The following is a 14,356-nucleotide window of genomic DNA, read 5'->3' as shown; positions in this document are numbered from 1 at the left end:
CGAGAGCTAGGTAAGCCATAACCCCACCGATCCAACCGACCGAAACAGTGATATGTACGGTAAGCGCCAGCTTACGTAAACGAGGTGACATCATTAACAGAGGCCACTTTCAGCCGGTTTATAGTCACCATCTGCATCGTTGGTAATCTCTTTCTCCTGGTTTACAGAGGACTGTTGGCCATTAAGTACAAACTGCTGGGTTGCCTCATCACCAGAGCTGTGGCGACCAGGACCATGATTACCACCACCGAAAAGCATTATAGCGATGACCAACAGAATCAAAGCAATTGCAATGAGCCCAAAAACTTTTAGCCATCGCGGTGTTCTTGGGGGTTGATCTTTCTCGTTGTTAGTCGATTTTGGTACTTCACCCATTTTCTGTCCCCCTCTTGTTTATATCTTATCCCAATGAAAGGTTAGTATAGCAAGGTTTTATTGCCACTCCGTTAAAACTTGGTGTACCTAGAAAAAATAACACAGATAAAGTGAAAAGAGAACGTAAAAGGTTAAAATAGATTTTCATTACATGTCACCTAAGACCGGATCAAGAAATGCAAAAGTAAACCGAATACCAACAAACGTTAATGTAAAGAAAAGCATCATCGTAAAGTAGGTTGCAACTTTCTGTGACTTAGGTGAAGTTGTAATCCCCCAAGAAATCAAGAATGACCAAATTCCATTTGATAAATGAAACGTTGCCGATAAAATCCCTGCAATATAGAATATGACCATAAGCGGGTTACTAAAAATTTCAGCCATCATATCATAATTAACTTCTTTTCCAAAAGCAGCTGCAATTCTTGTTTCCCATACATGCCAACTGATAAATATAAACAAGAATATTCCTGTTATGCGTTGAAGAACAAACAACCAGTTACGAAAAAAACTATAGTTTCTTAAATTACTATTCGATTGGAAAGCCATATAGATTCCATAAAAAGCATGATAAATCATCGGTAAAAAAATCACGAAAATTTCAAGTGCATAGCGGAAAGGCAGATTCGCCATGAAGTCAGCTGCTTGATTAAAAGCACTTGCTCCGCGTGTTGCAAAATAATTAATTGCAAAATGTTGGATTAAGAAGAGGCCAACTGGAAAAACACCGAGAAATGAATGTAATTTACGATTTAAAAATTCACTGTTTGCAGCCATATATTTCCCCCCAATGATCTTATGCACCAGTACTTTCCCCTGAAAATGATAGGAGATGAGTTGAAAAATTCTTCGTAAGTCAGCTGTAAAAAGATCAATCAATCCTTTCATCAAGAAGGTAAGTGCATTTGTATCTTATTAAAATAAGAACTATAAAGATTATCTTTATTATCGAATATAAACGACACTAGTGTCAATTATTATTTAGTTAACATAGGGTTTTCAAAAAATCATAAGATTATCATAGGCACATGCGATTTAGAAAGATTGTATAGCATCTCGATTTGTTCTATATTAAAATGACTACTTATTGTATAAAGAAGGCTTAATAAATATATATTCTCAATTTCTTGCCATTTGAATGTTTGGCTAATTTTATGTAGTGGATAATCAAAGAAAGGAGATAACTAATTTGGGAAGAAAACGGAAGATAAATAAACTGGAATTATTTCAATCTACAGAGAAACTCCTTCTCATATACGGGTATGACCAATTTCATTTTAAAATTTTGGCAAAAGAACTGAATGTTGCTCGAAGCACAGTATATGACTATTTTGCTAATAAGGAAGAATTGGTTACTGAATACATGTGTGATTTAATGGGAAGAGTTAATTTGGAATTAATTAAATTAAAACCTATTCAAAGTCCACTCGATCGGTTAAAAAGGATGTTAAAGGTTTTTTTCACCTTCTCACATATTCATAATGTCTTACAAATAGCACATGTTATTAATAGGGGAACTTCCGAAAAAGTTGAGCAGAATATGCAAAAACTGGATAACTACCATCACGAATTTTTTGGAATGATTATTTCCTGGATACAAGAAGGACAAGAAAAAGGCGAGCTGCGACCAGAGATCTCTTCATCAATTATTGCAGGACTTTTTTTTACTTCTATACAAATTCCGAATATGGAAAATTTAAAACCTGACGAGTGGAGGGAGGCCATTTTTCAAGCGATATGCGAAGGAATCATACAAAAAAATAGTTGACACCGATGTCGGATAAGAACATAATAATTACGATGTTAAATTTTGAGTTGTTATCCGACGGATGTCTTTATTCAAAAAAGGAGTGGTTTTATAAAAATAAATTAATAATTTGTAGTAAGTTCTTTTTTTTGGATATAAACGACACTGGTGTCATTTATGTTCGACTTGTATAACCGAATCTGTTTCACTTTTCCCTCGAATAATCCAGATATAGCAGTTATATAAAAGATGACTGGGGACTGTATACAGGGGTGTTGTTAGAACAATATAAAAAAAAAGAAGGTGGAATAAAAATGTTTCTATCTATAAGAGAGCTAAAACACGCCAAAGGACGCTTTGCATTGATCGGATGTATCCTTGTGCTAATTTCATGGTTGGTATTTATTTTGTCTGGGTTAGGCACTGGACTTGCTTCGCTTAGTGCAGCAGCTTTTAACAAGATGGAAGCGGAATACATTGTATTTGAAGAAGGTTCACGCAATTCAATGTTACGTTCAGTTATTTCAGAGGATCTGATTGATGATTTAAAACATTTGTCGAGTGTTGAGGATGCTGCCCCAATGGGAAGCCATACTACCGTGGTACTAAAAGAAGATTCATCATCAGACGATGAAAAAATTGATATTTCCCTTCTGGGTGTTAATCCAGGAACGTTTTTAGAGCCTAAAGTAAGTGAAGGAAGTGCGTTAGAAGAAGGAAATAATTCTAGAGTTCTTGTAAATGATACGCTAAAAAACAATGGGATTGGTATTGGCGATACATTGAAAATTGAAGGAGTTTCCGAGGTGCTCGAAGTAGGGGGCTTTGTTGAAGGTCACTCCTTTAACCATTTACCGGCTGTATATACCACAATGGATAAATGGCGTAGTCTTCATTTTGCAGCTCCTGGTTCAGATATGGGGATAAATGCCCCAGTGAATGCAATTATGCTTCAAGGAGAAGACATTCTAATTGAAGATATTAATGCTAGCACTGAAGGAATTGAAACAGCAACTAAACAAGAAGCAATCAATGGACTGCCCGGCTATACATCCACAAATGGAACAATTATGATGATGCTAGGCTTTCTGTTGGCTATTTCAGCATTTGTAATTGCCGTTTTCTTTTATGTACTGACATTACAAAAAACAAATCAATTTGGCATCATGAAAGCGATCGGTGCAAGTAATCAGTTTCTTGGACGAGCTATCGTTTCTCAAGTATTGATTATAGCTGTTTTAAGTATTGGGTTAGGGATGTTGCTTACTTATGGAACAAATTATCTGTTTCCGGAGGAAATGCCTTTTTCTTTGGATTTAGCTTCAGTTCTCATCTATGCGCTCGTATTAATTGCTATTTCTGTTTTAAGTTCCCTGCTTTCCGTACGTAAAATTACAAAAATTGATCCACTACAAGCAATCGGGAGGGTTGAGTGATGAAGGGAATTCACTTTAATAAAGTTTCAAAGGTTTATCAAGAAGGTGAAAACACTAGTCTTACTGTATTAAACGATGTTTCCATCAATGTAGATCCTGGTGAATTTGTAGCGGTAATCGGACCATCGGGCTCCGGGAAAAGTACTTTTCTTTCTATTGCAGGAGCACTTCTTCAACCTTCTGAGGGAGAAGTCGTTATAAACGATACAAATATTTCTCGTTTGAATACAAAGGACCTTTCAACATTGCGTCTGGAAAAAGTCGGTTTTATTTTGCAAACTTCTAATCTTGTACCCTATTTAAATGTCTTAGATCAACTATTGGTTGTTAAAAAAATGAAAGGTGCCGTAACAAAATCAGACAAGAAATTTGCAAAAGAATTGTTAGAAGAAATCGGTTTAGAAAATAAGTTAAAAAAATTCCCCGACCAGCTCTCTGGCGGTGAACGTCAACGTACAGCAATCGCTCGTGCTTTCATGAATGATCCGAATATTATTCTAGCTGATGAGCCAACCGCTAGCCTTGATACGAACCGAGCTTTTGAAATAATTGAGCTTATTGCTAAAGAAGTAAAAACACGAAATAAAGCAGCCATCATGGTTACACATGATAAACGCATGCTAAAATACTGCGACAAGGTTTATCAAATGCAGGACGGGAATTTAATGCTATTAGATCATCCTTAATTGTGAGTCAATAAGATTCAAAGAGGTATTTGACAATGTTAATCCACTGTTTTTGACTGGTAGTTTATTTAAGGAAGTGAATCCGCAACTATTGATTCACTTCCTTTTTCGAGTTCAAAAGTATAAATAAGTGAACGAAAGGCGGAGAATTATGAGTTCTTTAGATAAAATGTGGGTCTCTTTTTTGGGAATAGGTTTTTTAATAATATCCATGCAACTGATTTATCTGAGCAGATATAAAATACAAAGCGGCCTCTTAAAGTTTGTTTTTGCATTGATAGCATATATCCTATTAATTCTTGGTTTCTTGATCATGGTCTACCTGATTATGACTGGTCCAACTCCTTGGACTTAGCATGATGAAAAATGGGAGTAAGAACGGATGCAATCATAACCTCACTTAAATAACGAAATTAAAACAAATATTTTTTTCAAAGTATGCGATAAAGCAAGCTAAATAGTGTTGAAGAAAAGACGTTTACCTGAATTTCTGAGAAATGCTTGAATATGGTGTGAAAGGTCGCCCTGCAATAGAATGGATTATTGATGCAGATTAAATAAAATTGAATAGAATTAAGATTGATAGATGAACAAAATGATTACTCGAACAATGAAAAATGCATTTAATCATAATTAATGGTCGATTCAAATAGCGATTATAGATAACTGTTTTTTCTTAGTAGTACTATTTTTAATATTGAGAGGCGGCAATTAAAATAGATACATTTAAAAAAATATTAGCTATTTTTTTCCTTCTATATGTTATAGGAGTAATGGGCAACTTGATTATATATAAACAACTTGAAAAGACTACTTACTCCGAAGAAGCACATTTTAAAGAGAAGGTTACGGATATTACAATTGAAGCTAACAACGAAACAATAGAAATTGTTTCGACAAAAGATTTAGAAGTAAAAGTAGAACTTACTGGTTCCATTACAAAGGAAATTGATAAAAGGATCTCTGTAAATGTTAAGGATGGCCAGTTAACTGTTCTAACTGCAAAAGATGAAAAGTTGTACAACGGCAGCTTTTTTCGTGAGCCGTTGGGTTTAATCATCTATTTACCTGAAAAACGCTATAATTCGCTTCTCGTTAGAATAAATCAGGGAAGCGTCCAAGTCGGAAAAATAGAAGTTAAGAAGGTTAGGATGAATTCTGGGAGTGGAAATGTGGACTTGAAAAAGATTAAGGCCAAAAGTATTATTATCGAATCAGACCACGGAAAAGTTAATATAACTAAAGAGGATGGAGATATTTAATAAAAAGGTATTACAAGTTAACATATGACGAATTATCGGAAGAGCCTTCTTGACGAGGCTTTTCTTTTTTCTTTTTACGATAAATATATACGTTGCAATTCAGTTTAAAAGAATTGCTGATCCAATTTTAAAGGAATTAAGACAATCAACGTATTAAACACTGGCTTATTAATATCTTAGTTTGTCATTTGAGGTATTAGAAGTGATGATTTTAACAACCTCTAGCAAAATATAAAAGAAGTATTGACAATGATTCGGTGCAAGCGTAGTTTTAAATTTAGTCAAGAATATACGTATCGTTGCCTTTAAATCGCTGAATCAGAAAATGACCGGGGGAACCACTACTGGCAGGCTTTTTGCCTTGGGGTGAATCTTGCTTTAAGTAAGACGGGATACTCTCAATTCCGAATCCGACAGCTCACCTCGGAAGCGTTCAAAGAAATTAGAGGGAAAGGTCTAAGCTCCTGCTAAAGACCACTTTATTTGATGTGGTCTTTTTTAATTTGTTCGATAGAAAAGAGGATGGGACTTGAAAAAACAATTTGTGGTGATTGGACTCGGAAGATTTGGCAGCAGCATCTGTAAAGAGTTGTTTCACATGGGGCATGAAGTGCTGGCGATCGATTCAGCACCAGACCGTGTGGATCAAGTAAGAAAATATGCTTCACATTCAGCCGTAGCGAATGCAATGGATGAAAAAAACCTGAAAGAACTCGGGGTGCGGAATTTTGAACATGCCGTCGTTGCCATCGGTGACGATTTACAAACAAGTGTGTTATGTACCTTAATGCTTAAAGAGCTTGGCATGCCCATTGTTTGGGTGAAAGCTAAAAACTTGCAACACCAGTTGATTCTTGAAAAAGTGGGGGCAGACCGGGTCATTCAACCTGAATACGAGATGGGCATTCGGGTGGCGCACCACATGGATTCTGAGAAAGTAGTGGATTATATTGATCTTTCAGCCGACTACAGCATCATCGAATTGGTCGCTTCCTCTAAAATAGACCAGAAAACCTTATTGGAATTGGATATTCGAGCTAAATATAAATGTACCATTTTAGCTATCAAACGCGGGGAAACAGTGAATGTGGCACCGATGTCCGAAGATTTGATACGGCTCGGGGATATAGTGGTGGTCATGGGACATCGTACGGATTTGAAACGTTTTGAGGAAAAAGGAATTTAACCTGATGACAGAGAGTGCAGCATAAGCAGCATCGAATAAGCTAGGAGAATGGAGTTAGCATCTTGAAATTTTTCAATCTATTTACCAATTGGGGGCATTTATCTGCGATTCGTTTAATCGTTCTTTACTACGTGTTGGCAGTACTTTTTTCCTTCACTTTGTTAAGTCTTCCTTTTTTTCATCAAGAGGGAGTGGAGTTAACGTTCATCGATTTATTGTTCACGACTGTAAGCGCCATCAGTGTAACCGGTCTTGTGGTGGTTTCCACCGCAGATACCTTCAATACAGCTGGCATCATCGCTCTGACTTTTGTGTTGCAGTTTGGCGGTATCGGGATTATGACACTAGGTACCTTCATTTGGGTTATTTTTGGTAAGCGCATCGGGTTACGTGAACGTCAGTTGATTCAAATCGATCAAAACCAGTCCTCAATGTCTGGCCTGGTAAAACTATTGCTAAAAATCTTAAAAACTATTTTATTCATTGAACTCATCGGCACGATCATTTTAAGCATTTATTTCCTGAACTATTTTGATACTTGGCAAGAAGCACTTCTTCAAGGTTATTTTGGGGCAATCAGCGCCACCACTAATGCAGGGTTTGATATCACCGGCGATTCGCTGGTGCCATTTGCAAATGATTATTTTGTGCAGACTGTTAATATTACCTTATTAATTCTCGGTGCCATTGGTTTTCCAGTGTTAATTGAACTACAGGATTTTCTTAAAGGGGATGCGAAAAGAGGCAAACGAAGCAATAGCTTTTCCCTCTTTACCAAATTGACGGTGACCACGTTCTTTATCTTGATCGCAGTTGGCGCCATCGCCATGCTAGTCTTGGAACAGGGAAAGTTTCTGGCGGATAAATCTTGGCACGAACAGATTTTCTTCAGTTTATTTCAATCGGTGACCACCCGAAACGGGGGGCTCGCCACGATGGACGTCAGTGAACTGTCCGATCCGACCTTGATCCTGTTTTGTGCATTGATGTTCATTGGTGCTTCTCCAAGCAGCGTGGGTGGGGGCATTCGAACGACTACTTTTGCCATTATGATTTTGGCTATTTATAATTTCGCCAAAGGAAGGTCAGCGGTAAAGGTCTTTGGGCGAGAGCTAGATACGGATGATATCATCCGTTCCTTTATCGTCATTACCACGGCGGCCATGCTCTGTACGACAGCCGTGATTGCTTTGACTTATCTTGAACCATTTCCGATCCTTCCGATAGTGTTCGAAGTATCTTCGGCGTTTGGAACTACAGGCCTTTCAATGGGAATCACGGCAGACTTGAGTACAGCCGGCAAATGTATCGTCATCTTTTTAATGTTTGTTGGCCGTATTGGAATTTTTTCCTTCCTATTTATTATTCGTGGAAAGGTTACGAAAGACGCTTACCGCTATCCAAAGGAAAAAGTGATTATTGGCTGATTCTAAGTTAAATACGTTGTAAAAGGCTCGAATTTCCTATTTCTTAAACAAAGTTACTAGTATGGGATAAGGTGAAACATGTTATATCTTAAGAAGCCAGCTTTCGTAGAGATTTTCAAGAGTTGTTCATGGCAAGCAGACAAAAATTGAAATGTTTTTCTTCAAGTCAGTTAACACATGAGGGATTATCGGAAAATAACCAAAGTTAATAAGAAAATTTAATCGAGATCCCGAGACCCATTTTCTATTCCAATAGAAAATGGGTTTTATATATTAGTTTTGAAAAATGGGATTCAGCTCACATTAGAAGTGGTATTATAGGAACGTGTGTTCTTTAATTTGAAAGGAGGCTATAGCATGAAAGCAACGAAACACACCAAACAAGTAGGCGCTGTCAGCGATCGAGGACTCATCAAGTGGCAAGGGATGCTGCTGACGGAACACGTCCGGTTAATCAAAGCATTTTACAAGGAACAGGACCAGGTGCCGAAACTCGAATTGACCGAGTTTGATTTGCAAGCCATCCAGGAAGAAGTGGAAATAGCCATGAGCCGAAGATGTGAGGTCCAACTGAAGACATGGAAAAACGGCGCGTTTTTTACGCATACTGGGGTGATTCAAGAAATCGATTTGAGGAATGGCCAGTTGGTTTATGAAGATGGATCCGGACGACAGCGAGTGTCGGTTGAGAGCTTGGTAGGCATTCAGTTAGTGGATTGACTGAAATCATCAAAAGGAAATGATCGATGCCACCTAGCTTGCATCAGTCATCTCCTTTTTCCTTGCCATTGTTTCTGCGCAGCTATGAGGTTTGAGGAATCTCCCTTAGAAAAGACGAATCCCATGTCTGAGATTCGCCTTCTGAGGGATTTATCTTTTCTTAAACGATGGACGATGCGGTTCATTTCGTCTGAGAAGCCTGTAGGTACGGGGTTTTTAAAGTACCCCGATTTCCCTCAAGGAAACGCCATCTTTTTGGCTGACAATTAGTGAATCCAACACTTCAATGCCAATCAGTTCGCCGGCATCCATCAATCGTTTGCTGACAACTACATCTTCATGGGAATACTGACAGTCGCCGGAGGGATGGTTATGAGCCACTATTATCGTTCCTGAGTTGTTTAGGATGGCTGCCTTGAACACCTCGCGTGGATGAACGACGCTGGCATTCAAGCTTCCGGTATGGCAGCGATGAACCACCGAGATTTCATTTTTGATGTTCAAGCAGAGAACTAAGAAGACTTCTCGGTCTTCGTCTCCTATTAACGCTTTGGCAAATTCGATGGCATCTTTGGAACTGCGGATACGTTCTGGAAGTATGCTCTTATATGTTTCTTCGACTTCTTTGATTTCCTGTTTAATTCGCGTGATTTCAATGATTTTTTCTAGTTTCATGGTGTATCGCTCCTTTTTGGTATTGTCCGCCGGACGGGAATGGTCCCAAAAGGGATTATTTTTTGCCTTTTGGTAAGGAGGACGGCCACACCCCATAGCCGACCAGTCAAGGGTCTCAGCGCCAAAGTTTTTTAGCGAAGCCGATCTAAAAAAGTTTGGTGCCCCTTGACTGAACACGGACTTTGTCGGCTCCTGTCTTGGCTTGAAATAGGGATAGGGCGAAGCCAAGGAATCTGTCCGTATTTCGAGCTTAGACAGGCTGGGGCTGTGTACGCTCCGGTGGCCAAAAGCAAAAAACAACGACAAAAGGCAGCCGTTTCGGCTGCCTTCCCACTTGCTCGGTCTTTTGTTGTTCGACTCGTTCATCCGTTGAGAAAAAGACAGGAATCTAGGGGCTGTTTCCGACAGGTTACAGCCCCTGATTATCGGCTTTTTTAGGGTGAAGCGACACATAGAGCGCCTTGAAACAACGGTTGCTAGGCGCTCTTGTGCAGTCGCCCTTTAGGAGTATCACTATTAGAATCCGTTAGACAACTTGGAAATGAATCGGTATTCGCTAGAAAAATCAAGGCAAAAAAAGCATTGGAAGAAGGAGCTCCTCTCCGATGCTTTTCATATCGATGTTCTAATTTAGTGCTTTTCGTGAGCCGATGCTGAAGGCACCAATAGATCACTATTGAGATATGATAAGTTGAGTTTACTATTGGATTTAATTTCAAGTGTTTGAGGAGACTCTTCAAAAGCTACAAACTTTTTAAAGCCTTGTACTTATTCTAAAAGAATAGAAAGGCTCGAAGTTATCATAATCGAGCCTATAACAAGGTAAAGAATCTTCGTCAGCCACCAAGGGCCGAGTCCAAAAAAAAGCTTTATGACAAAGAAAACTGGTGTCCATAAAAGAGAGTCGTTCGAGTAGTATAAATAATCACTACTTATTAATTTGTCGTGAGTCTTCTTACCGTACAGTAGTCCTATTACAAAAATGATGATTCCAATCAAAAATACGATTCCCATTCCTACTTTCAAATCGTCCATAAAATTCTCCACCTGTTCGTAACAGTAAATATTGTAAAGCATTTACCATATAGCTATTCATCTATAAAGGTTTATCAACGAGCCTCAGTTAGGTGATTCCGAGCGAATGTCCAATTGCTTCGTACGGTTTTTCTCCATTCTATTGAGAACTTGCTGATTGTCTTTATTAGACAAGTTAGTATAGAGCGAAGTCGTTTCGATATTGCTGTGCCCCAATTGGTCTCTCAAGAGAACGATATTCCCGCCATTCCGGATAAAGTCCGCCGCAAAACTATGGCGAAGCTTGTGAGGGCTCATGCCTTCCCCTTGTGCAAAGGCAGCTGTATATTTGTTGACGAGGTTTTCAATCGACCGGCGGGAGAGAGGACGCGCAGCGCCTCCGTATAGGGTAACAAATAGAAAGGGAACTTCATTGCTTGCTTTATAGCGACTTTCTCGAATGCTTAAATAAGATTTCAAGTGACCTATCGCTTGATCCATGACACCGACCGTATCTTCTTTCGCACCCTTACGTTTAATATCAATCAGTTGTTTCTTCAAGTTGACTTTCTTCGTGAGAATCCGTGCGGTTTCACCGAGACGAATGCCACTGCCGAGGAAGAGGGAGAGGATGGCCAGGTCTCGTTCTTTATCCCGTGAAAATCGCTGTTTTGAAATACCACTCGTCAACATTGCTTCATATTCATGTTCGACAAAATGAAGGAATTCATGGATTTCCTGTTCGTTCAAGATGACCGAGCTGATTTTTTGAGCCCGGCGACTTGCCGTTTCTTTTTTCGTATGCAGCACAATTTTGCTCATCACGTTCCGGTAGAAGTAAGATTCTCCATCTTCGGTTTCGGTTTCCTTCGTCAAGTAGTTGAAAAGAGACTTCAGCGCATGAATGGACAAGTTGACGACCGCGTCGCCACGCTTTTTCGTTGTTTCTTTTTCGTAAGGAATGGTTTCTTCTCGCAAGTACTCAATGTAGAGTTCCATATCGTGTTTTTTCATTTCTGCCAATAGCGTATAGGGAATCGAAGCCAGGTCAGAAGACTGGGCTAGACCTTCCCGCTGCAGCCATTGAAAGAAGTGTTGGTAGCGATATAAGTACTGTAATAAGGTATCGGGGGAGAGTCCAGCCCGTTTTTTCGATCGGACATATTCGACCACATAAAAAGGCATGGTAGTGAGCTGCGTTTCAATGCGCTGGAGGATTTGAAGTTCTTCGGGTGTCATGGCCATGTCAGTTGTCCCTCCTTAAAGGTAAGAATATAACTTCGCAAAATGTAATTTAAGCGAATATTTATTAATGGATTTAATAATCTGAGGACTTTCTTCTACAGAAACCCCCAAGACGTACTTTTAAGTTAAGTTCATTTTCTTTAACTTCAAGAATTTCTTGTCATAGCTTGCTCGTTCAAGTAAATGAGTGTGCCAGTTCAAGGCTTTTGCTGATTCATCGTTTTTAATAAAGCATTCAAGGATTTTTTTGTAGATCGGGCTAAATGGATACTGTTCAGTTTTACAAAGATCAAGTGCCGTCTCAAAATATTGGATGGCGAGGCTTAATTCTTTTAACTCTTTGTACATCAGTCCAATGTAAATATAGCCGCTACCCAAATCCAGTTTTGAAAATGATTGATTTACGGCTTCTTTCATCACGTTAATTGCTTTTCTTTTTGCCCCAATAAATTCAAAAAAATTAGCTTTTCTTACGTAACTTTCATAGGTCTTGATAGAAATCACCTTGTTTCTCTTAGTTTTTGTAATTGAGTTTTGAATAGAGATCGTTAAATTACACTCTTTAATAATGCCAAAAGAAAAAGCGATTTATCGAATCGCTTTTAAGTAATTCGTTAAACTTTCTTCTACACAGAGGGTGATCAACTCAATGAAGGGCTGTGTATTGCCTTGTACACTTGCTGTTTCCAGCACTTCGTAGTAGGTTAAGCGCTGTGAATTTTCAGCTTTGACGATAGCTGGGGGATAGCCGTGGCTCATCAAGATCAAGTTCATTAGGAGCCTTGCTGTGCGACCATTGCCATCTGCGAAGGGGTGAATATAAACGAATTTAAAGTGAAATAATGCGGCCAGTTCTACCGGATGCAGACGATTCTTCTCTTGGTTATACCAAGCGAAAAGCTCTTGCATGTCATTTTGGACCTGGAGAAAATGCGGTGGCTCATGCTGACTACCTGAGATTCTTACGTTGATTGAGCGATATCTTCCTGCATTTTCATCATCTATGTTCTTTAAGATTAAATGGTGAATGGTTTTTAACGTGCGTTCGTCCAATTCGGCCGTCTGCGTCACTTGATCCTCGATGAAACTAATGGCTTCAGAGTGATTGATTACTTCGAAATGCTCTTGAAGCCGTTTACCGCCGATGGTCAAGCCATCTTCCATGACCACTTTGGTTTCAATCAACGATAAGGTATTACCCTCGATAGCATTCGAGTTATACGTCCATTCAACACGGTAGACGTCGCGCAGGTTCTTCACAGCTGCGGTTGGAAGTGGACGGTGTTGATCTAATTGCTTTTTTAATTCGTCAATTCGATTAAAATCGTTCATTTACTAGCACCTGCTTTTCAAGGATTGAAAGAATTTATACTTTACATATTCAAAGATAGTGGGTGACTATCTTTGGACAGATTTTGCTATTGATTGTCCTCAACTTCATATAAGTAATTCATAAAAGAGTCGTGTAGTTCAATTTCATTCTTTAAGGACTTGTTGCTTTCCTTTTCGATCAAATCAACAGGATATTTCAAAGCACCATAGTCATCAATCATAACCATTATGTCGCAAATGACATCTTCAATAATCTCATTTTGAACTTTATCATATGCGCGAATTTCCTCGTCAGTGTTGAGTTTTGATTTTAATGTCTTGTATGCTTCGTCTAACTCATCTGCATCTTTTTTAGGAGATGATTGATGGATTTTACTAGCTGATATTTCAACATTAGCATCTTTTATGTCTTTTAGAGCTTTGAAAAATTCCCGCTGTTTCGTATTCATCAGTTATTCCACCTTTGCCACTGCCTTTTTTAAAAGTGACTGCTGCTTGGCTGTTCTGTTTGTTACTTACATCAAGTATATCGTTTAAAGCATGTATTATTTGGAAAACTATTTCATTGTTTTATAAATTGTATGATGTCTTTAATTTTAACATTAAAAGCTATTATTTATTCGTTAAATTGATATTTTGCGAATAAATAAAATCGGGAAGTATATTAATAAGTCATGCACTCCCTTTCCCATTGTACTTTCGTGTTCCCTTTTGTTTAGTCCAACATATGCAATGAAGTAATGGCACCAATGGCCAACTGCCGTTCTCCCTGATCATTCTCGCAGATGACAATTTGCTGTAAATAATCCAGTTCTCGAATCGTGCACTGATGAAAGTGGAAATGACGGTCGTGCCATATTTGAATAAAGACGGTGCCTTTGCGCTCACAAGCTACAAGCAGCATATCCCAGATGGATTGTTGTTCATCGGCACTGAGCAATGGCTGCGGATCGCTCACGACATTCTCAGTATCCCACTGTGTATGACTTCTACCCTTATTTTCACTAATACTGTTTGTTTCTGTCATATTCTCCCCTCCGATAAGAACATTTGTTCTTATTATATTCATTTTAATTAGTTAGCGCTCAATTCCTGAAAAATTTTTTGTATTATAATAGTCCAATAAGAAAAGAGAAGAAGCTTTTTGGCCAGGTGCTGCACCCCTAAAGTTAGAGTTAAAAATCTAACTTTAGGGGTGTTTTTTCTATGGCAAAATACAGCGAAGAATTCAAACTAAACCTGGTCAACGAG

Annotated in this window: 17 protein-coding genes and 1 riboswitch; of the genes, 8 read left to right on the top strand and 9 right to left on the bottom strand. The window is 38.6% G+C overall.

What is annotated here, in order from left to right:
• Positions 1–93: 93 nt before the first annotated feature.
• Together ACFO5U_RS02765 and ACFO5U_RS02760 are read right to left on the bottom strand one after the other, a co-directional pair.
• Positions 94–375: a hypothetical protein gene (locus ACFO5U_RS02765; protein ID WP_377276506.1), complete on the bottom strand. Its 282-nt coding sequence runs from the start codon at positions 373–375 to the stop codon at positions 94–96.
• A 147-nt stretch (positions 376–522) separates the two neighbouring features.
• Positions 523–1,152, bottom strand: coding sequence for a succinate dehydrogenase cytochrome b558 subunit (locus ACFO5U_RS02760; RefSeq protein ID WP_377276603.1), 630 nt, complete (start codon positions 1,150–1,152; stop codon positions 523–525).
• Between the two features lie 412 nt (positions 1,153–1,564).
• On the opposite strand from ACFO5U_RS02760, the gene ACFO5U_RS02755 reads away from it, so the two are divergent.
• From ACFO5U_RS02755 to ACFO5U_RS02720, 8 genes are all read left to right on the top strand, one after another.
• Positions 1,565–2,143, top strand: a complete 579-nt coding sequence (locus tag ACFO5U_RS02755) for a TetR/AcrR family transcriptional regulator (protein ID WP_377276504.1) — start codon at positions 1,565–1,567, stop codon at positions 2,141–2,143.
• Between the two features lie 251 nt (positions 2,144–2,394).
• Positions 2,395–3,558: an ABC transporter permease gene (locus ACFO5U_RS02750; protein ID WP_377276502.1), complete on the top strand. Its 1,164-nt coding sequence runs from the start codon at positions 2,395–2,397 to the stop codon at positions 3,556–3,558.
• Positions 3,558–4,244 carry an ABC transporter ATP-binding protein gene (locus ACFO5U_RS02745; protein ID WP_377276500.1) on the top strand — a complete coding sequence of 229 codons (687 nt, stop codon included), beginning with the start codon at positions 3,558–3,560 and terminating at the stop codon, positions 4,242–4,244. The genes ACFO5U_RS02750 and ACFO5U_RS02745 overlap by 1 nt, the downstream gene beginning before the upstream one ends.
• A gap of 151 nt (positions 4,245–4,395) precedes the next feature.
• Positions 4,396–4,599, top strand: coding sequence for a DUF2768 domain-containing protein (locus ACFO5U_RS02740; protein WP_377276499.1), 204 nt, complete (start codon positions 4,396–4,398; stop codon positions 4,597–4,599).
• 427 nt (positions 4,600–5,026) lie between these two features.
• Positions 5,027–5,506, top strand: coding sequence for a DUF4097 family beta strand repeat-containing protein (locus ACFO5U_RS02735; protein ID WP_377276497.1), 480 nt, complete (start codon positions 5,027–5,029; stop codon positions 5,504–5,506).
• A 301-nt stretch (positions 5,507–5,807) separates the two neighbouring features.
• Positions 5,808–5,953: riboswitch (cyclic di-AMP (ydaO/yuaA leader) on the top strand.
• Positions 5,954–6,035: 82 nt separating this feature from the next.
• Positions 6,036–6,692: a potassium channel family protein gene (locus ACFO5U_RS02730; RefSeq protein WP_377276495.1), complete on the top strand. Its 657-nt coding sequence runs from the start codon at positions 6,036–6,038 to the stop codon at positions 6,690–6,692.
• Between the two features lie 62 nt (positions 6,693–6,754).
• Positions 6,755–8,119, top strand: coding sequence for a TrkH family potassium uptake protein (locus ACFO5U_RS02725; protein WP_377276493.1), 1,365 nt, complete (start codon positions 6,755–6,757; stop codon positions 8,117–8,119).
• 357 nt (positions 8,120–8,476) lie between these two features.
• On the top strand, positions 8,477–8,839 hold the full coding sequence (locus ACFO5U_RS02720; protein WP_377276491.1) for a YolD-like family protein: 363 nt from the start codon (positions 8,477–8,479) through the stop codon (positions 8,837–8,839).
• 216 nt (positions 8,840–9,055) lie between these two features.
• On the opposite strand, the gene ACFO5U_RS02715 is transcribed toward ACFO5U_RS02720, so the two are convergent.
• The 7 genes from ACFO5U_RS02715 to ACFO5U_RS02685 all read right to left on the bottom strand — a co-directional run bounded on the left by ACFO5U_RS02715 (position 9,056) and on the right by ACFO5U_RS02685 (position 14,132).
• The gene (locus tag ACFO5U_RS02715; RefSeq protein ID WP_377276489.1) at positions 9,056–9,514 is read right to left on the bottom strand and encodes a JAB domain-containing protein; all 459 of its coding nucleotides are present in this window, start codon (positions 9,512–9,514) and stop codon (positions 9,056–9,058) included.
• A gap of 768 nt (positions 9,515–10,282) precedes the next feature.
• Positions 10,283–10,549: a hypothetical protein gene (locus ACFO5U_RS02710; protein ID WP_377276487.1), complete on the bottom strand. Its 267-nt coding sequence runs from the start codon at positions 10,547–10,549 to the stop codon at positions 10,283–10,285.
• A gap of 84 nt (positions 10,550–10,633) precedes the next feature.
• A complete protein-coding gene (gene xerS / locus ACFO5U_RS02705) occupies positions 10,634–11,773 on the bottom strand; it encodes a tyrosine recombinase XerS (protein WP_377276485.1) in 1,140 nt (379 codons plus the stop codon).
• A 120-nt stretch (positions 11,774–11,893) separates the two neighbouring features.
• Complete coding sequence (locus tag ACFO5U_RS02700) at positions 11,894–12,277, bottom strand: tetratricopeptide repeat protein (protein WP_377276483.1); 384 nt, start codon at positions 12,275–12,277, stop codon at positions 11,894–11,896.
• A gap of 84 nt (positions 12,278–12,361) precedes the next feature.
• On the bottom strand, positions 12,362–13,105 hold the full coding sequence (locus tag ACFO5U_RS02695; RefSeq protein ID WP_377276481.1) for a Fic family protein: 744 nt from the start codon (positions 13,103–13,105) through the stop codon (positions 12,362–12,364).
• Between the two features lie 86 nt (positions 13,106–13,191).
• Positions 13,192–13,554, bottom strand: a complete 363-nt coding sequence (locus tag ACFO5U_RS02690; RefSeq protein ID WP_377276479.1) for a histidine kinase — start codon at positions 13,552–13,554, stop codon at positions 13,192–13,194.
• Between the two features lie 266 nt (positions 13,555–13,820).
• A complete protein-coding gene (locus ACFO5U_RS02685; RefSeq protein WP_377276477.1) occupies positions 13,821–14,132 on the bottom strand; it encodes a YolD-like family protein in 312 nt (103 codons plus the stop codon).
• Positions 14,133–14,356: the final 224 nt, after the last annotated feature.

Origin of the sequence: Planococcus dechangensis, from assembly GCF_042654465.1 — a bacterium.
Taxonomy (GTDB): Bacteria; Bacillota; Bacilli; order Bacillales_A; family Planococcaceae; genus Planococcus; species Planococcus dechangensis.
This window is presented reverse-complemented; position numbering and strand designations above follow the sequence as displayed.